The organism is Bartonella sp. WD16.2 (assembly GCF_002022505.1).
Taxonomy (GTDB): domain Bacteria; phylum Pseudomonadota; class Alphaproteobacteria; order Rhizobiales; family Rhizobiaceae; genus Bartonella.
In genome coordinates, this window is the sequence record NZ_CP019781.1 from 189,138 (window position 1) to 214,787 (window position 25,650).

The following is a 25,650-nucleotide window of genomic DNA, read 5'->3' on the forward strand; positions in this document are numbered from 1 at the left end:
TTAGTTTTATTTTTGCATTTAATTGAGGGATTTTGTAATGAAAAAAGATATAGTGGGAAATGGAAGTGTTTCAGATTGTTATTGCGCTTCTCGTGCGTCGTCTTTAGTTAAAGCGATTTCACTAAGTGCGGTAATGACTGCGCTTTTATCCAGTGTTTCTCCAGTTGTTGCTGCTCAGCCTTCTTCAACGGCTCCAACAGTTCAGAATATGACTAAGGGCGTTAATCCCTCAATTATCAATGCAACGGGTGTGAATAGCGTTATCGGGTCACTTAAGGCATCTAAGTCTGAAGAAGAGTCAACTGAAGAGCTCACCGAAGATTATTGGGATGCGATAATGGCTGATTTTTTGTTTACCAATGCAGTGGGTGTGAATAGTGTTTCCAGACTGCTTCCCATCCCTATGGCTGGAAAAGTGGCACGTGCGCCGCAAGTAGTATATTGCGGGTCTCCAATAACCAGCCTATGTTTAGGTCCAGACACTGCAGTAGAGTATTCGTCAGGTGTTGCTCTAGGTGAATCTTCTTATTCTAATCGTAGACCGTGGGTTAAAGGTTATGATCCTAAACTTGATAGGATAACAGATTCAGAAGAGCGTAAATGGTCAAGTAATATGGCTCCAGTGAGTGTTGGTAATGATGGTAGTAATGGTCTTAGTTACGGGAGTCGAGTGGAGACACGGCAGATTATAGGAGTTGCTGCTGGTTCTGAAGATACTGATGCGGTAAATCTTGCTCAGCTGAAAGCGTTAAGAGAATGGGTGGGAGAAGAAGGTAGTAAAGGGCTGAAACAGGTGGCATCTTCTATTGGTGGAGGCGCCAAGTATGACGATGGCAAATGGACTGATCCTACATTTACAATAGTGAAATTTGATAAGGATGGCTCATATAAAAAGGAGATATATAATAATGTTGGAGCTGCCTTTGTAGGTGTTGATGGTGCCTTGACAGAGCTTTCTGAGAAAATTGATGGTATCGAAGGTGATAATGTTACAATACACAACAATCTCATACAGCAAGAGAAAGGGTCAAAACTAATCACCATTGGAGGCAAAGTAGAGGGTGATGAGGTTTCCATTGCTAACCAAAGTGGAGGGTTACGGAAGCTTTCTGGTATAAAGGATGGAGAGCTTTCAGATAAATCCACAGATGCAGTGAATGGTCAACAACTTTATGACGTAAAGGAGAGTGTTAAAACGTTGGATAGCACAGTATCTGATGTGAAGGGGAATGTTACAAAGCTTGATACAAATATTTCAGAATATTTAGGTGGTGATGCCAATATATTAAAAGGTCAAGCACCAACATATACAGTTCAGGGGAAGAAGCATAATAATGTTGGAGCTGCCTTTGTAGGTGTTGATGGTGCCTTGACAGAGCTTTCTGAGAAAATTGATGGTATCGAAGTTGGTAGTGGTGGTGTTACAATAGACAACAGTCTCATACAGCAAGAGAAAGGGTCAAAACTAATCACCATTGGAGGCAAAGTAGAGGGTAATAAGATCGATATCAGCAACAGTGAAGGAAACACTCGGACACTTTCTGGTGTAAAGGCAGGAAAAATTACTGAAGAATCCACAGATGCAGTGAATGGTCAACAACTTTATGACGTAAAGGAGAGTGTTAAAACGTTGGATAGCACAGTATCTGATGTGAAGGGAAATATTACAAAGCTTGATACAAATATTTCAGAATATTTAGGTGGTGATGCCAATATATTAAAAGGTCAAGCACCAACATATACAGTTCAGGGGAAGAAGCATAATAATGTTGGAGCTGCCTTTGTAGGTGTTGATGGTGCTTTGACGGAGCTTTCTGAGAAAATTGATGGTATCGAAGGTGATAATGTTACAATACACAACAATCTCATACAGCAAGAGAAAGGGTCAAAACTAATCACCATTGGAGGCAAAGTAGAGGGTAATAAGATCGATATCAGCAACAGTGAAGGAAACACTCGGACACTTTCTGGTGTAAAGGCAGGAAAAATTACTGAAGAATCCACAGATGCAGTGAATGGTCAACAACTTTATGACGTAAAGGAGAGTGTTAAAACGTTGGATAGCACAGTATCTGATGTGAAAGGAAATGTTACAAAGCTTGATACAAATATTTCAGAATATTTAGGTGGTGATGCCAATATATTAAAAGGTCAAGCACCAACATATACAGTTCAGGGGAAGAAGCATAATAATGTTGGAGCTGCCTTTGTAGGTGTTGATGGTGCCTTGACAGAGCTTTCTGAGAAAATTGATGGTATCGAAAGTGATAATGTTACAATACACAACAATCTCATACAGCAAGAGAAAGGGTCAAAATTAATCACCATTGGAGGCAAAGTAGAGGGTGATGAGGTTTCCATTGCTAACCAAAGTGGAGGGTTACGGAAGCTTTCTGGTATAAAGGATGGAGAGCTTTCAGATAAATCCACAGATGCAGTTTCAGGTAAGCAGCTTTATAACGTACAAGAGAGTGTTAAAACGTTGGATAGCACAGTATCTGATGTGAAAGGAAATGTTACAAAGCTTGATACAAATATTTCAGAATATTTAGGTGGTGATGCCAATATATTAAAAGGTCAAGCACCAACATATACAGTTCAGGGGAAGAAGCATAATAATGTTGGAGCTGCCTTTGTAGGTGTTGATGGTGCCTTGACAGAGCTTTCTGAGAAAATTGATGGTATCGAAGTTGGTAGTGGTGGTGTTACAATAGACAACAGTCTCATACAGCAAGAGAAAGGGTCAAAATTAATCACCATTGGAGGCAAAGTAGAGGGTGATGAGGTTTCCATTGCTAACCAAAGTGGAGGGTTACGGAAGCTTTCTGGTATAAAGGATGGAGAGCTTTCAGATAAATCCACAGATGCAGTGAATGGTCAACAACTTTATGACGTAAAGGAGAGTGTTAAAACGTTGGATAGCACAGTATCTGATGTGAAGGGAAATATTACAAAGCTTGATACAAATATTTCAGAATATTTAGGTGGTGATGCCAATATATTAAAAGGTCAAGCACCAACATATACAGTTCAGGGGAAGAAGCATAATAATGTTGGAGCTGCCTTTGTAGGTGTTGATGATGCCTTGACAGAGCTTTCTGAGAAAATTGATGGTATCGAAGTTGGTAGTGGTGGTGTTACAATAGACAACAGTCTCATACAGCAAGAGAAAGGGTCAAAACTAATCACCATTGGAGGCAAAGTAGAGGGTAATAAGATCGATATCAGCAACAGTGAAGGAAACACTCGGACACTTTCTGGTGTAAAGGCAGGAAAAATTACTGAAGAATCCACAGATGCAGTGAATGGTCAACAACTTTATGACGTAAAGGAGAGTGTTAAAACGTTGGATAGCACAGTATCTGATGTGAAGGGAAATGTTACAAAGCTTGATACAAATATTTCAGAATATTTAGGTGGTGATGCCAATATATTAAAAGGTCAAGCACCAACATATACAGTTCAGGGGAAGAAGCATAATAATGTTGGAGCTGCCTTTGTAGGTGTTGATGGTGCCTTGACAGAGCTTTCTGAGAAAATTGATGGTATCGAAGGTGATAATGTTACAATACACAACAATCTCATACAGCAAGAGAAAGGGTCAAAATTAATCACCATTGGAGGCAAAGTAGAGGGTGATGAGGTTTCCATTGCTAACCAAAGTGGAGGGTTACGGAAGCTTTCTGGTATAAAGGATGGAGAGCTTTCAGATAAATCCACAGATGCAGTTTCAGGTAAGCAGCTTTATAACGTACAAGAGAGTGTTAAAACGTTGGATAGCACAGTATCTGATGTGAAAGGAAATGTTACAAAGCTTGATACAAATATTTCAGAATATTTAGGTGGTGATGCCAATATATTAAAAGGTCAAGCACCAACATATACAGTTCAGGGGAAGAAGCATAATAATGTTGGAGCTGCCTTTGTAGGTGTTGATGGTGCCTTGACAGAGCTTTCTGAGAAAATTGATGGTATCGAAGTTGGTAGTGGTGGTGTTACAATAGACAACAGTCTCATACAGCAAGAGAAAGGGTCAAAATTAATCACCATTGGAGGCAAAGTAGAGGGTGATGAGGTTTCCATTGCTAACCAAAGTGGAGGGTTACGGAAGCTTTCTGGTATAAAGGATGGAGAGCTTTCAGATAAATCCACAGATGCAGTGAATGGTCAACAACTTTATGACGTAAAGGAGAGTGTTAAAACGTTGGATAGCACAGTATCTGATGTGAAGGGAAATATTACAAAGCTTGATACAAATATTTCAGAATATTTAGGTGGTGATGCCAATATATTAAAAGGTCAAGCACCAACATATACAGTTCAGGGGAAGAAGCATAATAATGTTGGAGCTGCCTTTGTAGGTGTTGATGATGCCTTGACAGAGCTTTCTGAGAAAATTGATGGTATCGAAGTTGGTAGTGGTGGTGTTACAATAGACAACAGTCTCATACAGCAAGAGAAAGGGTCAAAACTAATCACCATTGGAGGCAAAGTAGAGGGTAATAAGATCGATATCAGCAACAGTGAAGGAAACACTCGGACACTTTCTGGTGTAAAGGCAGGAAAAATTACTGAAGAATCCACAGATGCAGTGAATGGTCAACAACTTTATGACGTAAAGGAGAGTGTTAAAACGTTGGATAGCACAGTATCTGATGTGAAGGGAAATGTTACAAAGCTTGATACAAATATTTCAGAATATTTAGGTGGTGATGCCAATATATTAAAAGGTCAAGCACCAACATATACAGTTCAGGGGAAGAAGCATAATAATGTTGGAGCTGCCTTTGTAGGTGTTGATGGTGCCTTGACAGAGCTTTCTGAGAAAATTGATGGTATCGAAGGTGATAATGTTACAATACACAACAATCTCATACAGCAAGAGAAAGGGTCAAAATTAATCACCATTGGAGGCAAAGTAGAGGGTGATGAGGTTTCCATTGCTAACCAAAGTGGAGGGTTACGGAAGCTTTCTGGTATAAAGGATGGAGAGCTTTCAGATAAATCCACAGATGCAGTTTCAGGTAAGCAGCTTTATAACGTACAAGAGAGTGTTAAAACGTTGGATAGCACAGTATCTGATGTGAAAGGAAATGTTACAAAGCTTGATACAAATATTTCAGAATATTTAGGTGGTGATGCCAATATATTAAAAGGTCAAGCACCAACATATACAGTTCAGGGGAAGAAGCATAATAATGTTGGAGCTGCCTTTGTAGGTGTTGATGGTGCCTTGACAGAGCTTTCTGAGAAAATTGATGGTATCGAAGTTGGTAGTGGTGGTGTTACAATAGACAACAGTCTCATACAGCAAGAGAAAGGGTCAAAATTAATCACCATTGGAGGCAAAGTAGAGGGTGATGAGGTTTCCATTGCTAACCAAAGTGGAGGGTTACGGAAGCTTTCTGGTATAAAGGATGGAGAGCTTTCAGATAAATCCACAGATGCAGTTTCAGGTAAGCAGCTTTATAACGTACAAGAGAGTGTTAAAACGTTGGATAGCACAGTATCTGATGTGAAAGGAAATGTTACAAAGCTTGATACAAATATTTCAGAATATTTAGGTGGTGATGCCAATATATTAAAAGGTCAAGCACCAACATATACAGTTCAGGGGAAGAAGCATAATAATGTTGGAGCTGCCTTTGTAGGTGTTGATGGTGCCTTGACAGAGCTTTCTGAGAAAATTGATGGTATCGAAGTTGGTAGTGGTGGTGTTACAATAGACAACAGTCTCATACAGCAAGAGAAAGGGTCAAAACTAATCACCATTGGAGGCAAAGTAGAGGGTAATAAGATCGATATCAGCAACAGTGAAGGAAACACTCGGACACTTTCTGGTGTAAAGGCAGGAAAAATTACTGAAGAATCCACAGATGCAGTGAATGGTCAACAACTTTATGACGTAAAGGAGAGTGTTAAAACGTTGGATAGCACAGTATCTGATGTGAAGGGAAATATTACAAAGCTTGATACAAATATTTCAGAATATTTAGGTGGTGATGCCAATATATTAAAAGGTCAAGCACCAACATATACAGTTCAGGGGAAGAAGCATAATAATGTTGGAGCTGCCTTTGTAGGTGTTGATGGTGCTTTGACGGAGCTTTCTGAGAAAATTGATGGTATCGAAGGTGATAATGTTACAATACACAACAATCTCATACAGCAAGAGAAAGGGTCAAAACTAATCACCATTGGAGGCAAAGTAGAGGGTGATGAGGTTTCCATTGCTAACCAAAGTGGAGGGTTACGGAAGCTTTCTGGTATAAAGGATGGAGAGCTTTCAGATAAATCCACAGATGCAGTTTCAGGTAAGCAGCTTTATAACGTACAAGAGAGTGTTAAAACGTTGGATAGCACAGTATCTGATGTGAAAGGAAATATTACAAAGCTTGATACAAATATTTCAGAATATTTAGGTGGTGATGCCAATATATTAAAAGGTCAAGCACCAACATATACAGTTCAGGGGAAGAAGCATAATAATGTTGGAGCTGCCTTTGTAGGTGTTGATGATGCCTTGACAGAGCTTTCTGAGAAAATTGATGGTATCGAAGGTGATAATGTTACAATACACAACAATCTCGTACAGCAAGAGAAGGGATCAAAACTAATCACTATTGGAGGCAAAGTAGAGGGTAATAAGATCGATATCACCAACAATGAAGGAGACACTCGGATACTTTCTGGTGTGAAGGATGGAAAAATTACTGAAGCATCCACAGATGCAGTCAATGGTAAGCAACTTTATGACGTAAAGGAGAGCGTTAAGACCTTGAATGGTGCTGTGTCTAGTGTGAAGGAGAATGTAATAACTCTTGATACAAACATTTCAGAATATTTAGGTGGTGGTGCCAATATATTAACAGGTCAAGTACCAACATATACGGTTCAGGGGAAGAAGCATAATAATGTTGGAGCTGCCTTTGTAGGTGTTGATGAGACACTAACCCAGCTGCAGAACAATATCGATACCAACTCTACAGTCGTTAAGAAAAATGCTTTATTGTGGAGCGATGAAGAGAAAGCCTTTGTTGCGCTTCATACAAGAGGAGGGAAAGAGGAAAATAGCAAATTGAAGTTTCTCTTAGATGGGGATATTGCAGATGGTTCAACAGAAGCAATTACGGGTAACCAACTTTATTCAATGAATAACCAGGTAGCATCTTATTTAGGTGGAGGTTCTGGGTATAATAACGGTCAATGGACAGATCCTACATTTAATGTTGTGCAATTTGGTGCGAAAGGCAAGAGTGAAAAGCAGAGCTATCATACTGTAGCTGATGCTTTTGAGGCTGTTAATAGTAGCATGTTTGGTCTCAGTGACCGTATTGAGCATGTTGGAAATCAGGTGGGCTCTAATAGTTTAAATTGGAATGATGACAAAAATGCCTATGATGCTAACCATGGTGGTCAAGTAGGTAAAATTACCAATGTGGCTAATGGTGCCATTGAACAGGGATCTTCTGATGCGGTTACAGGTCATCAGCTTCATTCAATGAATAATCAGCTAGCATCTTATTTAGGTGGAGGTTCTGGGTATAATAACGGTCAATGGACAGATCCTACATTTAATGTTGTGCAATTTGGTGCGAAAGGCAAGAGTGAAAAGCAGGGATATCATACTGTAGCTGATGCTTTTGAGGCTGTTAATAACAGCATGTCTGGTCTCAGTGACCGTATTGAGCATGTTGGAAATCAGGTGAATTCTAATGGATTAAATTGGGATGATGACAAAAATGCCTATGATGCAAGTCATGATGGTCAAGCAGGTAAAATTACCAATGTGGCTAATGGTGCCATTGAACAGGGATCTTCTGATGCGGTTACAGGTCATCAGCTTTGGGAAACCAATGAAAAAGTTAACATTCTTGAAAATAAGGTTGATAGTATGACGGACGCCGTTAACGCCCTCACTGATGGAATTGTTAGCTATGATAAAGATGAATATGGGAACAAAACCAATACCATCACTTTAACAGGTGGTAGTGCAAGTGAATCTGTAGTCATTAATAATGTTGCGGATGGTAAAATTGAAGAAGGTTCAAAACAAGCAATTAATGGTGGACAAGTGTATGATTACACTAAACAACAGATGGAATTGATTCTTGCGGATGCAAACAAATATACAGATGAAAAAATAGAGAATATGGTTGGTGACGCTATTGCACAAACCAACAAGTATACAGATATGAAGTTTGAAACCTTAAATTCTGAGATTGAGAATACTAAAAAGGAAGCAAGACAAGCAGCAGCTATCGGTTTGGCTGTGTCTAACTTACGTTATGATAATATGCCTGGACAGATGAGTTTTGCATTTGGTGGTGGTCTATGGCGCAGCCAGTCTGCAATTGCTGTTGGGGCTGGTTATACGTCTGAAAATGGAAGAATTCGTTCTAACCTATCTGCAACGACTGCCGGAGGACACTGGGGTGTAGGGGCAGGAGTAAGTTGGTCATTGAAATAATGATAAAAAACCGGAAATATATTGCAGGTCTTTTGTTTGTTCTTGTTTTTTTAGGAAAGGCTGTAAGCTTTGCTAATGAGGAAGACAGTATTTATACAGTGCATCCACCGCAATTATCAGTGCCCAGTGGAAAACCTGGAGAAATACGCCGAATTATTATGCAATTTCATTATTGGACATTAATTTGCGATGAAAACAAAACAGTTAAACAAGGTATCTGTAATGTAACTCAGACAATCTATAATGATAAAGAAGGCAACAAGGTCTTTAGCTGGTCTCTTGTTTCTACAAAAGGTGGACAACCGGTTATGTTGTTACGAACATTACCAAACGCTAACACAAATGTTCCTATTCAAGTGTTTATGGAAGGTGTTAAAAAACCGCTTCTTATTAGTTATAAGCAGTGCAATAAAGAAATCTGTTTAGCACAATATCCCATAGGGCCAGTTTTAATGGAACAAATAAGCAAGAGTAGCAATGTGCGCATTTCTTATCAGCTTAAAGAGGGAAAAACGCTTTCCTTTGTAACGCCATTTAAGGGGTTGAATGAAGCGCTTTTCTCTTTGCAATAATAAAATCAACAAATATCAATTTTATCTATTTCAGCATTAGTTTTGATGAATAAAGTAATTTTTTATTTCCTAAGGTATATAATTTAAGGTTGCAGGTTATTTCTTTCTGAATATAGTGCAAGCCTCTGGAGAGGTGGCCGAGTGGTTGAAGGCGCACGCCTGGAACGCGTGTATATGGGAAACCATATCGAGGGTTCGAATCCCTCTCTCTCCGCCAAAGTATAATAAAATCAAATATTTATGTAGAAGTTAGAGAGTTTTTATTGCTTTAATTTTATTAAGTTTTTCAGGTACTATCTATTGCCTTTTTGTAGCTTTTAATTGATTCAATAGTTAGTTTTTGTAGTTAGCGCTCTTTGTATAAAGAGGTGTTGTGCTACTTGCCATTTACCCAAAAATTGCTTTTATGCGTGAAATTATACCTCTGCATGAGCTGCTTTTATTTGTAGCTTGTATTTTTTTATCTATAAGCTGATTTTTAGTGTTTGTTACATTATATGCTTTTCTAAGCGAGTTGCTAAAGGGTTTATTTGATAAGCTTCTTGCTCTACGTGTCGCTGATGAATGTTGCATCATCCATAAGATATCAATTCCAAGTGTTTTTACTAATTTAGGCAAGATGGGAAGAAGAACATCTGTTTGGAATTTGCGTTTTTTCTCTCTTTAGATGAATAATATTATTCATTACGATTTTTCAATTATGATTTTGATGGTTTTTATTCTTATGAAGGTATCAACGCTTTAATAAAAGCATAATTCATTGTTGGGCAAACACTACTGTATTTTGCTTGTCCCTGTTTTACCTACAAACATTCCTCTGGTGAGAGCTTTGTAAAAGTTGCAAAGCAGGGATTACACACAAACTCCCATTGAAATAACAGGAGACACTAAGTATTTCAGAAAGGGAAATGGACTATCATTAAGGATAGTGGAAGTAGTTACGAAAAAAATCTCAAATAATCGAGAAGATGTCACAGTTAAAGCTTATATCAAAAATATTCCCCTAGAACGACAGAATTAAAGAGTTAACTGGTGTTATAAATATTTAGTGCTGTTGTGATGACTGATGGACCACATACAATACAGAAAGAAGCTATTGAGGCAGGAAGAAATCTTGTTTCAAGTACCCAATAACTAAGCCATTTATAAGCATTTCTTGTAAAGAAAAATTTTACAAAAACAACCACACTCAAAATAATTACCGATGTTATTACTAAATTTACCCCCACGATTATTAACGCTCCCTTCAAACAAAAAAAAACATTTACCAACACTTATAAATTCTCTCTAATAATCACACTCGTCTGCAAATTAACCTCGCATAAACCATTTATTTCATTACACAGAAATTAAAAACACCCCAATTTATAATGAAATATACCAATAAATACCTCAAAGCTCTACTTCAGTTTAAAAAACATTATAAAAAACACCTTATAATTCGCTTTGGAAAAATAAAACACTCCCCCTTTAAATTTTTTGCTCGTTACACATATACCCCCTTACCCTTTAACATAAGGCTGACTTACTTAAAACAAAAACTACTACCCAGATTAATAGCTTTAATTAAGGAGACTATAAATAACAAACAAACCTTTAGCTCAAAATTTTCAGTTCTAAATAGCGCATCCGAAAAATAAAACACCTCTTAAATACCCCCAACAAATCGTATTAAAGAGATAAAAATTCTTCGCTAGCGTCTATTAAAAACTCACTTACCCACTTTATTCTCTCAAAGGCTCAACCCATACTTCCCTTTGTTTAGAAAGCTAACGGCAATTGAATATACTTTTTTGACGCTCAACATATTGTTCAACATTTTTTTGGAGGCTTTTATTATGAAAACCACTACTTTTGTAAGGATAAGACCTTAAATGATTACTCTCCTTACTAATTGTTCTTAATGTGAGGAACCTAATTTAAAAGCTAAAAGACTACATTTTTGTTTTTAGCACATAAAATTAGTTTCACTCTCTGGTTCATTTTTATGTTTATTTTCACAATACAAAACCTACCATCAAATTAACTAGCGCCCAATTGTGACTTTTTGATGTCCAAATATGTTTTTTATTTTTGAAAGATTTATTATGAAAAAAGTACATATCACTCTAAAAAACAAAGGCCTCAATGGTCAAAGGTCTCTTTCTGAGGTGTCTTTGGTGAGAGCTGCTTCGTTAGGGGTGGTAATGGCTGCTCTTTTATCGAGCGTTTCTCCGGTTTTTGCTTCTCATCTCTCTTCAACGGGGGCGATAGTTCAAAGTGTAAGTGCGGGTGTGGTTTCTGCAAACGTTGGTCATGGGCGTGTTGGGGTGGCTAATGGTAGTCGTTTTTGTGGGGTAGATCAGGTTGTGAGCCGTAGTTCATCAAGATCGGGTAAGAAAGTATCTGCGAAGGAGAAATCTAAGAAACTGACCGCTAATCAACAATTTATTAATTATAATCTTAATGGTTCTGTAATTCAACCGATTACTTTAAGTGTTGATGTGGATGCTATGTTTAATGCTATTGCTGCTGGTGTGAATATAAAAAAGATTTCTGCAATACCTGAGGGAATACAGGGTTATAGGGGAGTTGGTACTCAGTTAGGTCTTGATGCGAATGCAGAAACTAAAGAGGATATTGCAGTTGGCAAGGGAGCATGGGCTAAAGGTGGTGGCGCTATAGCTCTAGGTTTAACTAGTAAGGCTTTTAAGATACATTCTATTGCTATAGGCAATTACGCAAATGCGGCTGAAATGAAGGCAATAGCCATAGGGCCTTTTGCTGAGGCTAAATTAGGTACTGCTGTTGGTTATGGTGCACAGTCATCTGTGGAGGGCGGTATTGCTTTAGGTGATGATTCTAAAACCGGAGTTGGAAAATGGGTTTCAGGTTATGATCCTGAAAGTGACATCGCTTCAATGAACACGTCACCGATATGGAGAAGTACTAAAGGTGCAGTTAGTGTTGGTGATGTAAACAGTGGAAAAACACGGCAAATTATAGGAGTAGCCGCTGGTTTTGAAGAGACTGATGCAGTGAATATTGCCCAGCTGAAAGCATTAAAAACATGGGTAGAAGAAGAAGGTGGTACTTGGCAGCTTTCTGTTAATGGTCAAAATACTACAAAAATTAATAAAGATAACAGTCTCAATTTAGTCGCTGGAAGTAAAAATATTGAAATTGTCAAAAGTGACGATAAAATAATATTTGATTTGGCTGAGACTCTTGTGCTGAAGAACATCTGGACAAGAAGTGTCCGTTTAGTCGATAATGGTTTATTTATTGTGGATGGTCCATCAGTGACTACGGGTGGGATCAATGCTTCGGATATGCAAGTTAGGGGTGTGGCGGATGGATTTCTCTTTAGAGATTCAAAAGATGCAGTAAATGCCGGTCAAGTTTATGAACTAAACAGCACGATTGCGACGTATTTAGGCGGTGGAGCAAATGTACTGGAAAGTACGGCACCGACTTATACAATTCAAAGTCAAGAGCATAATAATGTCGGAGATGCATTCACAGGTGTTGATATTTCACTGACACGGCTTTCTGAAAAGATTAACGATGTAATAGATAACACTCTCGTAGAGCAAAATTTAGGAACCAGGCGGATCACCATTGGTGCCAAAACTGATGGTGCTGAAATCAAAATTACTAACCGTGAAGGAGATACTCGGGTACTTTCTGGTGTAAAAGACGGAAATCTTTCTGCACATTCGACAGAAGCAGTTAACGGTGCTCAGCTTTATAAGGTGGATGAAAATGTTAAGACACTGGTTGGTACTGTATCAAAAATTGAAGGAAGGGTGACGAATCTTGATACTAATGTCACAAAACTTAATACGAACATTTCTCGGTATTTGGGTGGTAGTACAAATGTACTGACAGGTAAGGCGCCAACTTATACAATTCAAGGCAATGAACATAGTAATGTTGGTAGTGCCTTTGAAGGCGTTGATAATGCACTGACACAGCTTTCTGGTGAGGTTGAGAACATTCTTGTACGCCAAAATCTAGGAACGAAGGTAATCGCCATTGGTAAAGAAGTTGAGGGCAATGAAATTTCCATTGCCAATAAAGATGAAAAATCTCGAGTGCTTTCTGGGGTGGAGGTAGGGGAACTTTCTGCAAACTCGACAGAGGCAGTGAATGGTTCGCAGCTTCACGGCGTCAAGCAAAGTGTTGACGTATTGACAAGCACAGTGTCTAGTATGCAGAAGAATATCACAGACTTTGATAAGAATATATCTCAGTATTTAGGGGGTGGAGCAAATGTACTTGCAGGTATAGCGCCGACGTATATGGTTCAGGGAGAGGAGCATAATAATATTGCTTCTACCTTTGCTGGTGTTGATGATACATTGACACAGCTTTCTGGTAGGATTGATAGTGTTGCAAACGTGTTAAATAATGGCCTTGTCCAGCAAGAGCCCATATCTAGGCTAATTACCATTGGTTCTAAAACAGATGGTGATGAGATTTCTATCACTAACAATAATAAAGGACTCCGTAAACTTACTGGTTTGGCCGATGGACAAGTTTCAGAAAGTTCGACAGAGGCAGTGAATGGTTCGCAGCTTCATGGAGTTAAGCAGAGTGTTACTGCTTTGCGTAGCACTATATTAGAAGTTGAAAGGAATGTCACAACTCTTGATACGAATATTTCGGAGTATTTAGGTGGTGGAGCGGATGTGCTGACAGGTAAGCAGCCAAGGTATGAAATTCAGGGTCAAGATCGTACAGGTGTTGAAGCAGCCTTTAAGGGTGTTGATGATACACTGACGGAGCTTTTTGGTAGAATTAATGATGTGATACATAACGACCTTGTCCAACAAGAGCTAAGTACGCATAAGATCACTATTGGTGCTAAAACAGGAGGTACTGAGATCACTATTGCTAATAAAGATGGAGAAGCTAGGAAACTTTCTGGCGTGAAGGACGGAGCTCTTTCAAGTGATTCGGTAGAAGCAGTCAATGGTAAGCAGCTTTATGAAGTCAAGCAAAGTGTTAAGGCGTTGACTGGCACAGTGTCTGGTGTTCAGGAGGATATAACAAAGCTTGATACAAATATATCTCAATATTTAGGAAGTGGTGCTAACATACTAGAAGGTGTTGCACCGACTTATACCATTCAAAAGCAGAGTTATAACAATGTTGGTACTGCATTTGCCGGCGTTGATGATATACTGACGAAATTGCAGAATAATATTAATACTAATACTGCAGCTGTTAAGGAGAATGCTTTATTTTGGAGTGATAAGGAGGGAGCTTTTGTTGCGCTTCATGTCAATAAAGGAGAAGGACGAGGGACAGCAGAAAACAATAAACTGAAGTTTCTTTTAGATGGGGATATTGTAAATGGTTCGACAGAAGCGATAACAGGTAATCAACTTTATGAGGTGAATAAACAGCTAGCAACTTATTTTGGTGGAGGAGCTGGGTATCAGGATGGAAAATGGACGGATCCAACGTTTACAATTACGGATTTTGACGCACAGAACAAGAATGGAAAACAAGCATATCATAATGTAGCTGAAGCCTTTGATGCTGTTAATAATAGTATGTCTGGCCTTAATGATCGTATTAAGCATGTTGAAACTCAGACGAGCTCTTCAGTGAATTCTAGCATAAGTTGGGATAACGAGAAAAATGCCTATGATGCTAGCCATAATGGTCAGGTTGGTAAGATCACTAATGTAGCAAATGGTGCTATTGAAAAGGGTTCTACTGATGTAGTCACAGGTGATCAACTTTGGGCGACGAATGAGAAGATTGATAGTCTTGAAAACAAAGTTGATGATATGGTCAACAATATTGACATCCTTACTGATGGGTTTGTCACCTATGACAAAGATAAACAAGGCAACAAAACTAATAGCATCACTTTAGTAGGTGCTGATGATGACACACCTGTAACCATTGACAATGTTGCAGATGGTAAAGTCGAAAAAGGCTCAAAGCAGGCAGTTAATGGTGGTCAATTGCACGATTATGTTCAAGAACAGATGGCTCTTGTTCTTGCGGATGCCAACAAGTATACAGATAAAAAAATAGAGAATATAGTCGGTGATGCTGTTGCACAAGCCAACGCCTATACTGATATGAAGTTTGAGGCCTTAAATTATAAGATTGAAAACGTCCAAAAAGAAGCAAGACAAGCAGCAGCTATCGGATTAGCTGTAGCTAACTTACGCTACAACGATATACCTGGAAAACTCAGTGTTGCATTTGGTAATGGTATATGGCGCAACCACTCCGGAGCTGCCTTTGGTGCCGGCTACACATCTGAAGATGGAAACACCCATTCCAACCTTTCCTTCACTACTTCTGGAGGACACTGGGGCGTAGGAGCAGGAATAAGCTTTACATTAAACTAATAATTCCATAAGAATTAACACGGCCATGCGCAAAAATATGTTTTGGATAAATAATTTAACTAAAGAAATTTTTTATAAAAAAATTATCCACAGATTTATCCGAGAATAATACCGTTGACAAATCACATCACACCACAAAGATTTACACCATAGATTTACTTGATATAAAACACATTCCAATCTTTACTGCAAACTCACCTTAAAGAAATGAAATTTAGAACTCCTTAATTTTTTTTATTTACTAGCCCGCATATACCCTTTAACATAAGGCTGACTTACTTAAAACAAAAACTACTACCCAGATTAATAGCTTTAATTAAGGAGACTATAAATAACAAACAAACCTTTAGCTCAAAATTTTCAGTTCTAAATAGCGCATCCGAAAAATAAAACACCTCTTAAATACCCCCAACAAATCGTATTAAAGAGATAAAAATTCTTCGCTAGCGTCTATTAAAAACTCACTTACCCACTTTATTCTCTCAAAGGCTCAACCCATACTTCCCTTTGTTTAGAAAGCTAACGGCAATTGAATATACTTTTTTGACGCTCAACATATTGTTCAACATTTTTTTGGAGGCTTTTATTATGAAAACCACTACTTTTGTAAGGATAAGACCTTAAATGATTACTCTCCTTACTAATTGTTCTTAATGTGAGGAACCTAATTTAAAAGCTAAAAGACTACATTTTTGTTTTTAGCACATAAAATTAGTTTCACTCTCTGGTTCATTTTTATGTTTATTTTCACAATACAAAACCTACCATCAAATTAACTAGCGCCCAATTGTGACTTTTAAATGGCTCAAATGCATTTTTTTTGATGTTTTTTATTTTTGAAAGATTTATTATGAAAAAGGTACATATCACTCTAAAAAATAAAAGCTTCAATTCTCAAAAGCTTCTTTCTGAGGTGTCTTTGGTGAGAGCTGCTTCGTTAGGGGTGGTAATGGCTGCTCTTTTATCGAGCGTTTCTCCGGTTTTTGCTTCTCATCTCTCTTCAACGGGGGCGACAGTTCAAAGTGTAAGTGCGGGTGTGGTTTCTGCAAACGTTGGTCATGGGCGTGTTGGGGTGGCTAATGGTAGTCGTTTTTGTGGGGTAGATCAGGTTGTGAGCCGTACTCCATCAAGATGGGGTAAGAAAGTATCTGCGGAGAAATCTAAGAAACTGACCGCAAATCAGCTTTCTGATGGTTCTAGTGGTTATTTCTTTGAGAGTAGTTGTGAGGCTGATGCTTCAGTAAATGCTTTAGCAAGTGCGAGTACACATGCTTCAATTGATGGAGTGGCAGGGGATTGGTTTTTAGAAGAAAATAATCCTATCAATTGGTCTGTTAATACGAGGTCTGTTAATACAACGGGTGCACGTGTTGCTGATGGTAAAGATACTGATGCAGTGAATGTTGCTCAGCTAAAAGCGTTACCAGCACAAGATGGAATACGAGGAGATCCGGATCTAATTTACCTCAACAGCCAAGGGCAGATCGCGATTGGAGGTAAAACGAGGGGCGAGGTTATTAACATTTCGAATGAAGATGGTCATGGTCGTTTTATTTTGGGTGTAAAAGGTGGAAGTATTAAACCAGCATCGACAGATGCAATCAATGGCTCGCAGCTTTATGGGACGAACACCACGATTACGAAGTATTTAGGTGGAGGAGCTGCGTATGATGGTAGTGTTGGTGATAAATGGACAGAGCCAACGTATGAAATTCAGAGCAAGGGTTATCATGATGTTGGTTCTGCCTTTGCCGGTGTTGATAGTAAGTTGTCGGAGCTTTCTAAGAAGGTTGAAGGTGTGGAAGGCAGTACAAACCTTGTGGTGCAAGATCCAGGAAAGCATACGATTACCATTGGTGCCAAAGCAGAGGGCGGTGAGATCTCTATTGCCAACAGTAGTAGAAGGCAGCGGAAACTTACCGGCTTGGCTAAAGGAGAGCTTTCAGAAGATTCGCAAGAAGCGATTACTGGTGGGCAGCTTTATGAAACGAATAGCACGATTGCGAAGTATTTAGGTGGAAAAGCTGCGTATGAGGGTGGTAAATGGACAGAGCCAACGTATGAAATTCAGAGCAAGGATCATCATGATGTTGGTTCTGCCTTTGCCGGTGTTGATAGTAAGTTGTCGGAGCTTTCTAAGAAGGTTGAAGGTGTGGAAGGCAGTACAAACCTTGTGGTGCAAGATCCAGAAAAGCATACGATTACCATTGGTGCTAAAGCAGAGGGCGGTGAGATCTCTATTGCCAACAGTAGTAGAGAGCAGCGGAAACTTACCGGTTTGGCTGATGGAGAGCTTTCAGAAGATTCGAAAGAAGCGATTACTGGTGGGCAGCTTTATGAGACGAATAGCACGATTGCGAAGTATTTAGGTGGAAAAGCTGCATATGAGGGTGGTAAATGGACAGAGCCAACGTTTATGATTCAGAGCAAGGGTCATCATGATGTTGGTTCTGCCTTTGCTGGTGTTGATAGTAAGTTGTCAGAGCTTTCTAAACAGGTTGGCGGTGTGGAAGGCAGTCTCATTGTGCATCAAGAGAAAGAAACGCATAAGATTACCATTGGTGCTAAAGTAGAAGGTAAAGAGATTTCCATTGCCAATAAGAGTAAAGGATTGCGCAAACTTACAGGCTTAGAAGAGGGGGCTGTTTCGGAAGTTTCAACAGATGCAGTTTCAGGTAAGCAGCTTCACGGGGTCAAGCAAAGCGTTGAGAAGTTGAGTAGCACTGTTGATAAAGCTAAGGAGGATATTTCAACTTTAGATAAGAATCTTAATGCTTCTTTAGGAGGAGGAGCAAACGTATTTTCAGGTACAGCTCCGAAGTATAAAATTCAGGGTCAAAGTCGTACAGGTGTTGAGGCAGCTTTTCAGGGTGTTGATGAAACATTAACACAGCTTTCTGGTAAGATTAGTGAGGTGGAGAAGAACAGCTTTGTAGCACAAGAGGATTCGGGCTTGATCACGATTGGTGCTAAAGTAGAAGGTAAAGAGATTTCCATTGCCAACAAGAGTAAAGGATTGCGCAAGCTTACAGGCTTGGCAGAGGGGGCTGTTTCAGCAGGGTCAACAGATGCAGTTTCAGGTAAACAGCTTTATAAGGTTGAACAGAAGTTTGATCCGCTCAATGCTATTGTTGAGAAGGCTGGGAAGGATATTTTAACCTTGGATAAGAATATTAAGGATTCTTTAGGGGGTGGAGCAGATGTATTGAAGGGTACAGCTCCGAAGTATGAAATTCAGGGCCAAGGTCGTACAGGTGTTGAAGCAGCTTTTCAGGGTGTTGATGAAACGTTGACGGTTCTTTCTAAGCAGGTTGAAGGTGTTACGACTGCGGTCAGTAATGGTCTTGTAACGCAAGATAAATCGTCGAATATAATCACGATTGGTAAGGATGTAGAGGGCGGTGAGATTTCCATTGCCAACAAGAATAAAGGATTGCGCAAGCTTACAGGTTTGGAAGAGGGGGATGTTTCGAAAACTTCAACAGATGCGGTCACAGGTAAGCAGCTTCATGAGGTCAAGCAAAATGCTGAGGGCTTGAGTAGCACTGTTAATAAAGCTAAGGAGGATATTTCAACTTTAGATAAGAATCTTAATGCTTCTTTAGGAGGAGGAGCAAACGTATTTTCAGGTACAGCGCCTATTTATACCATTCAGAATAAAAAGCGTACAGGTGTTGAAGCAGCTTTTCAGGGAGTTGATGAAATATTAACACAGCTTTCTGGTAAGATTGGTGAGGTGGAAAAGAACAGCCTTGTAGCGCAAGAAAGTTCGGGCCTGATCACGATTGGGGGTAAAGTAGAAGGTAAAGAGATTTCCATTGCCGACAAGAGTAAAGGATTGCGCAAGCTTACAGGCTTGGAAGAGGGGGCTGTTTCAGCAGGGTCAACAGATGCAGTTTCAGGTAAACAGCTTCACGGGGTCAAGCAAAGCGTTGAGAAGTTGAGTGGCACTGTCGGGAAGGCTGAGAAAGATATTTTAGCCTTGGATAAGAATCTTAATGCTTCTTTAGGAGGAGGAGCAGATGTACTGAAGGGTACAGCTCCGAAGTATGAAATTCAGGGCCAAGGTCGTACAGGTGTTGAAGCAGCTTTTAAGGGTGTTGATGAAACATTGACAGGTCTTTCTAAGAAGGTTGAAGGTGTGGAAGGTAGTCTCATTGTGCATCAAGAGAAAGAAACGCATAAGATTACCATTGGTGCTAAAGTAGAAGGTAAAGAGATTTCCATTGCCAATAAGAGTAAAGGATTGCGCAAACTTACAGGCTTAGAAGAGGGGGCTGTTTCGGAAGTTTCAACAGATGCAGTTTCAGGTAAGCAGCTTCACGGGGTCAAGCAAAGCGTTGAGAAGTTGAGTAGCACTGTTGATAAAGCTAAGGAGGATATTTCAACTTTAGATAAGAATCTTAATGCTTCTTTAGGAGGAGGAGCAAACGTATTTTCAGGTACAGCTCCGAAGTATAAAATTCAGGGTCAAAGTCGTACAGGTGTTGAGGCAGCTTTTCAGGGTGTTGATGAAACATTAACACAGCTTTCTGGTAAGATTAGTGAGGTGGAGAAGAACAGCTTTGTAGCACAAGAGGATTCGGGCTTGATCACGATTGGTGCTAAAGTAGAAGGTAAAGAGATTTCCATTGCCAACAAGAGTAAAGGATTGCGCAAGCTTACAGGCTTGGCAGAGGGGGCTGTTTCAGCAGGGTCAACAGATGCAGTTTCAGGTAAACAGCTTTATAAGGTTGAACAGAAGTTTGATCCGCTCAATGCTATTGTTGAGAAGGCTGGGAAGGATATTTTAACCTTGGATAAGAATATTAAGGATTCTTTAGGGGGTGGAGCAGATGTATTGAAGGGTACAGCTCCGAAGTATGAAATTCAGGGCCAAGGTCGTACAGGTGTTGAAGCAGCTTTTCAGGGTGTTGATGAAACGTTGACGGTTCTTTCTAAGCAGGTTGAAGGTGTTACGACTGCGGTCAGTAATGGTCTTGTAACGCAAGATAAATCGTCGAATATAATCACGATTGGTAAGGATGTAGAGGGCGGTGAGATTTCCATTGCCAACAAGAATAAAGGATTGCGCAAGCTTACAGGTTTGGAAGAGGGGGATGTTTCGAAAACTTCAACAGATGCGGTCACAGGTAAGCAGCTTCATGAGGTCAAGCAAAATGCTGAGGGCTTGAGTAGCACTGTTAATAAAGCTAAGGAGGATATTTCAACTTTAGATAAGAATCTTAATGCTTCTTTAGGAGGAGGAGCAAACGTATTTTCAGGTACAGCGCCTATTTATACCATTCAGAATAAAAAGCGTACAGGTGTTGAAGCAGCTTTTCAGGGAGTTGATGAAACATTAACACAGCTTTCTGGTAAGATTGGTGAGGTGGAAAAGAACAGCCTTGTAGCGCAAGAAAGTTCGGGCCTGATCACGATTGGGGGTAAAGTAGAAGGTAAAGAGATTTCCATTGCCGACAAGAGTAAAGGATTGCGCAAGCTTACAGGCTTGGAAGAGGGGGCTGTTTCAGCAGGGTCAACAGATGCAGTTTCAGGTAAACAGCTTCACGGGGTCAAGCAAAGCGTTGAGAAGTTGAGTGGCACTGTCGGGAAGGCTGAGAAAGATATTTTAGCCTTGGATAAGAATCTTAATGCTTCTTTAGGAGGAGGAGCAGATGTACTGAAGGGTACAGCTCCGAAGTATGAAATTCAGGGCCAAGGTCGTACAGGTGTTGAAGCAGCTTTTAAGGGTGTTGATGAAACATTGACAGGTCTTTCTAAGAAGGTTGAAGGTGTGGAAGGTAGTCTCATTGTGCATCAAGAGAAAGAAACGCATAAGATTACCATTGGTGCTAAAGTAGAAGGTAAAGAGATTTCCATTGCCAATAAGAGTAAAGGATTGCGCAAACTTACAGGCTTAGAAGAGGGGGCTGTTTCGGAAGTTTCAACAGATGCAGTTTCAGGTAAGCAGCTTCATAAGGTTGAACAGAAGTTTGATCCGCTCAATGTTATTGTCAAGAAGGCTGAGAAAGATATTTTAACCTTGGATAAGAATATTAAGGATTCTTTAGGGGGTGGAGCAGATGTATTGAAGGGTACAGCTCCGAAGTATGAAATTCAGGGCCAAGGTCGTACAGGTGTTGAAGCAGCTTTTCAGGGTGTTGATGAAACGTTGACGGTTCTTTCTAAGCAGGTTGAAGGTGTTACGACTGCGGTCAGTAATAGTCTTGTAACGCAAGATAAATCGTCGAATGTAATCACGATTGGTAAGGATGTAGAGGGCGGTGAGATTTCCATTGCCAACAAGAGTAAAGGATTGCGCAAGCTTACAGGCTTGGCAGAGGGGGATGTTTCAATAGCGTCAACAGAAGCGATAACAGGTTCACAACTTCATAAGGTTGAACAGAAGTTTGATCCACTTAATGTTATTGTTGAGAAGGCTGAGAAGGATATTTCAACTTTAGGTGCGAATATTAATAAGTATTTAGGAGGTGGGGCAAACATATTTTCAGGTACAGAACTGACTTATACTATTCAGGACAATCCGTATCATAGTATTGCATCAGCCTTTGAGGGTGTTGATAATACGTTGACAGATCTTTATGAGAAGTTTGATAGCTTGCAAAACAGTGTTGGAGATGACAGCCTTGTAGCACAGCATTCAGGTACGAAGTTGATTACGATAGGTGGGAACGTAGAAGGCAGTAAGATCAATATTACCAATAGTAAAGGAAAAGCTCGCACACTCACTGGTTTGGCCGATGGGCAAGTTTCAGCAGGTTCAACAGATGCGGTCACAGGTTCACAACTTCATAAGGTTGAGCAGAAGTTTAATCCGCTCAATGCTATTGTTGAGAAGGCTGGGGAGGATATTTCAACTTTAGGTGCGAATATTAATGAGTTTTTAGGAGGAGGAGCAGATGTACTGAAGGGTACAGCACCTATTTATACCATTCAGGATCAAGATCATATAGGTATTGAAGCTGCTTTTAAGGGTGTTGATAATACGTTGACAGATCTTTATGAGAAGTTTGATAAGGTTGAAAGTATTGGGGATGACAGCCTTATAGCACAGCACTCAGATACGAAGGTAATCACCATTGGAGGTAAAGTAGAAGGCAGTAAGATCAATATCACTAATAGTAAAGGAAAAGCTCGTAAACTTACTGGTTTGGCTGATGGAGATGTTTCGGAAGTTTCAACAGATGCAGTTTCAGGTAAGCAGCTTCATAAGGTTGAGCAGAAATTTGATCCGCTCAATGCTATTGTTGAGAAGGCTGGGAAGGATATTTTAACTTTAGATGCGAGTATTAATAAGTATTTGGGGGGTGGAGCAAGTGTACTAGAAGATATAGCGCCAACATATAAAATTCAGAGCAAGGAGTATGATAATGTTGCTTCTGCTTTTGTAGGTGTTGATAATACGTTGACAGCTCTTTCTAAGCAGGTTGAAGGTGTTACGACTGCGGTCAGTAATAGTCTTATAGCACAAGATGAATCGTCGAATGTAATCACAATTGGAGCCAAAACAGGTGGTGATGAGATTTCTATTGCTAACAATAGTAAAGGTTTCCGCAAGCTTACTGGCTTGGCAGAGGGGGATGTTTCAGCAGGGTCAACAGAAGCGATAACAGGTTCACAACTTCATAAGGTTGAACAGAAGTTTGATCCACTTAATGTTATTGTTGAGAAGGCTGAGAAGGATATTTCAACTTTAGAGGCGAATATTAATAAGTATTTAGGGGGTGGAGTAAACATATTTTCAGGTACAGAACTGACTTATACTATTCAGGACAATCCGTATCATAGTATTGCATCAGCCTTTGAGGGTGTTGATAATACGTTGACAGATCTTTATGAGAAGTTTGATAGCTTGCAAAACAGTGTTGGAGATGACAGCCTTGTAGCACAGCATTCAGGTACGAAGTTGATTACGATAGGTGGGAACGTAGAAGGCAGTAAGATCAATATTACCAATAGTAAAGGAAAAGCTCGCACACTCACTGGTTTAGCCGATGGGCAAGTTTCAGCAGGTTCAACAGATGCGGTCACAGGTTCACAACTTCATAAGGTTGGGCAGAAGTTTGATCCGCTCAATGCTATTGTTGAGAAGGCTGGGGAGGATATTTCAACTTTAGGTGCGAATATTAATGAGTTTTTAGGAGGAGGAGCAGATGTACTGAAGGGTACAGCACCTATTTATACCATTCAGGATCAAGATCATATAGGTATTGAAGCTGCTTTTAAGGGTGTTGATAATACGTTGACAGATCTTTATGAGAAGTTTGATAAGGTTGAAAGTATTGGGGATGACAGCCTTATAGCACAGCACTCAGATACGAAGGTAATCACCATTGGAGGTAAAGTAGAAGGCAGTAAGATCAATATCACTAATAGTAAAGGAAAAGCTCGTAAACTTACTGGTTTGGCTGATGGAGATGTTTCGGAAGTTTCAACAGATGCAGTTTCAGGTAAGCAGCTTCATAAGGTTGAGCAGAAATTTGATCCGCTCAATGCTATTGTTGAGAAGGCTGGGAAGGATATTTTAACTTTAGATGCGAGTATTAATAAGTATTTGGGGGGTGGAGCAAGTGTACTAGAAGATATAGCGCCAACATATAAAATTCAGAGCAAGGAGTATGATAATGTTGCTTCTGCTTTTGTAGGTGTTGATAATACGTTGACAGCTCTTTCTAAGCAGGTTGAAGGTGTTACGACTGCGGTCAGTAATAGTCTTATAGCACAAGATGAATCGTCGAATGTAATCACAATTGGAGCCAAAACAGGTGGTGATGAGATTTCTATTGCTAACAATAGTAAAGGTTTCCGCAAGCTTACTGGCTTAGCAGAGGGGGATGTTTCAGCAGGGTCAACAGAAGCGATAACAGGTAATCAACTTTATGAGGTGAATAAACAGCTAGCAACTTATTTTGGTGGAGGAGCTGGGTATCAGGATGGAAAATGGACGGATCCAACGTTTACAATTACGGATTTTGACGCACAGAACAAGAATGGAAAACAAGCATATCATAATGTAGCTGAAGCCTTTGATGCTGTTAATAATAGTATGTCTGGCCTTAATGATCGTATTAAGCATGTTGAAACTCAGACGAGCTCTTCAGTGAATTCTAGCATAAGTTGGGATAACGAGAAAAATGCCTATGATGCTAGCCATAATGGTCAGGTTGGTAAGATCACTAATGTAGCAAATGGTGCTATTGAAAAGGGTTCTACTGATGTAGTCACAGGTGATCAACTTTGGGCGACGAATGAGAAGATTGATAGTCTTGAAAACAAAGTTGATGATATGGTCAACAATATTGACATCCTTACTGATGGGTTTGTCACCTATGACAAAGATAAACAAGGCAACAAAACTAATAGCATCACTTTAGTAGGTGCTGATGATGACACACCTGTAACCATTGACAATGTTGCAGATGGTAAAGTCGAAAAAGGCTCAAAGCAGGCAGTTAATGGTGGTCAATTGCACGATTATGTTCAAGAACAGATGGCTCTTGTTCTTGCGGATGCCAACAAGTATACAGATAAAAAAATAGAGAATATAGTCGGTGATGCTGTTGCACAAGCCAACGCCTATACTGATATGAAGTTTGAGGCCTTAAATTATAAGATTGAAAACGTCCAAAAAGAAGCAAGACAAGCAGCAGCTATCGGATTAGCTGTAGCTAACTTACGCTACAACGATATACCTGGAAAACTCAGTGTTGCATTTGGTAATGGTATATGGCGCAACCACTCCGGAGCTGCCTTTGGTGCCGGCTACACATCTGAAGATGGAAACACCCATTCCAACCTTTCCTTCACTACTTCTGGAGGACACTGGGGCGTAGGAGCAGGAATAAGCTTTACATTAAACTAATAATTCCATAAGAATTAACACGGCCATGCGCAAAAATATGTTTTGGATAAATAATTTAACTAAAGAAATTTTTTATAAAAAAATTATCCACAGATTTATCCGAGAATAATACCGTTGACAAATCACATCACACCACAAAGATTTACACCATAGATTTACTTGATATAAAACACATTCCAATCTTTACTGCAAACTCACCTTAAAGAAATGAAATTTAGAACTCCTTAATTTTTTTTATTTACTAGCCCGCATATACCCTTTAACATAAGGCTGACTTACTTAAAACAAAAACTACTACCCAGATTAATAGCTTTAATTAAGGAGACTATAAATAACAAACAAACCTTTAGCTCAAAATTTTCAGTTCTAAATAGCGCATCCGAA

At 39.5% G+C, this 25,650-nt stretch carries 4 protein-coding genes and 1 tRNA gene; all 5 read left to right on the forward strand.

From position 1 onward, the window contains the following. The first annotated feature begins 37 nt into the window (after positions 1–37). Positions 38–8,470 carry a YadA-like family protein gene (locus tag BWD162_RS00715; protein WP_078705008.1) on the forward strand — a complete coding sequence of 2,811 codons (8,433 nt, stop codon included), beginning with the start codon at positions 38–40 and terminating at the stop codon, positions 8,468–8,470. Further along, positions 8,470–9,042 (forward strand): invasion associated locus B family protein, encoded by a 573-nt coding sequence (locus tag BWD162_RS00720; RefSeq protein ID WP_078705003.1) that lies wholly within the window; start codon positions 8,470–8,472, stop codon positions 9,040–9,042. The genes BWD162_RS00715 and BWD162_RS00720 overlap by 1 nt, the downstream gene beginning before the upstream one ends. Before the next feature lie 127 nt (positions 9,043–9,169). Then, positions 9,170–9,259: transfer RNA gene (locus BWD162_RS00725), tRNA-Ser, on the forward strand. Positions 9,260–11,129: 1,870 nt separating this feature from the next. Beyond that, positions 11,130–15,401: a YadA-like family protein gene (locus tag BWD162_RS00730; protein WP_194284860.1), complete on the forward strand. Its 4,272-nt coding sequence runs from the start codon at positions 11,130–11,132 to the stop codon at positions 15,399–15,401. Between the two features lie 850 nt (positions 15,402–16,251). Beyond that, positions 16,252–25,266, forward strand: coding sequence for a YadA-like family protein (locus tag BWD162_RS00735; RefSeq protein ID WP_153300976.1), 9,015 nt, complete (start codon positions 16,252–16,254; stop codon positions 25,264–25,266). Positions 25,267–25,650: the final 384 nt, after the last annotated feature.

Excerpts from the sequence above, each read along its gene's own strand:
- BWD162_RS00715 (WP_078705008.1), top strand. The coding sequence starts at position 38 with ATGAAAAAAGATATAGTGGGAAATGGAAGTGTTTCAGATTGTTATTGC.
- BWD162_RS00720 (WP_078705003.1), top strand. The coding sequence starts at position 8,470 with ATGATAAAAAACCGGAAATATATTGCAGGTCTTTTGTTTGTTCTTGTT.
- BWD162_RS00730 (WP_194284860.1), top strand. The coding sequence starts at position 11,130 with ATGAAAAAAGTACATATCACTCTAAAAAACAAAGGCCTCAATGGTCAA.
- BWD162_RS00735 (WP_153300976.1), top strand. The coding sequence starts at position 16,252 with ATGAAAAAGGTACATATCACTCTAAAAAATAAAAGCTTCAATTCTCAA.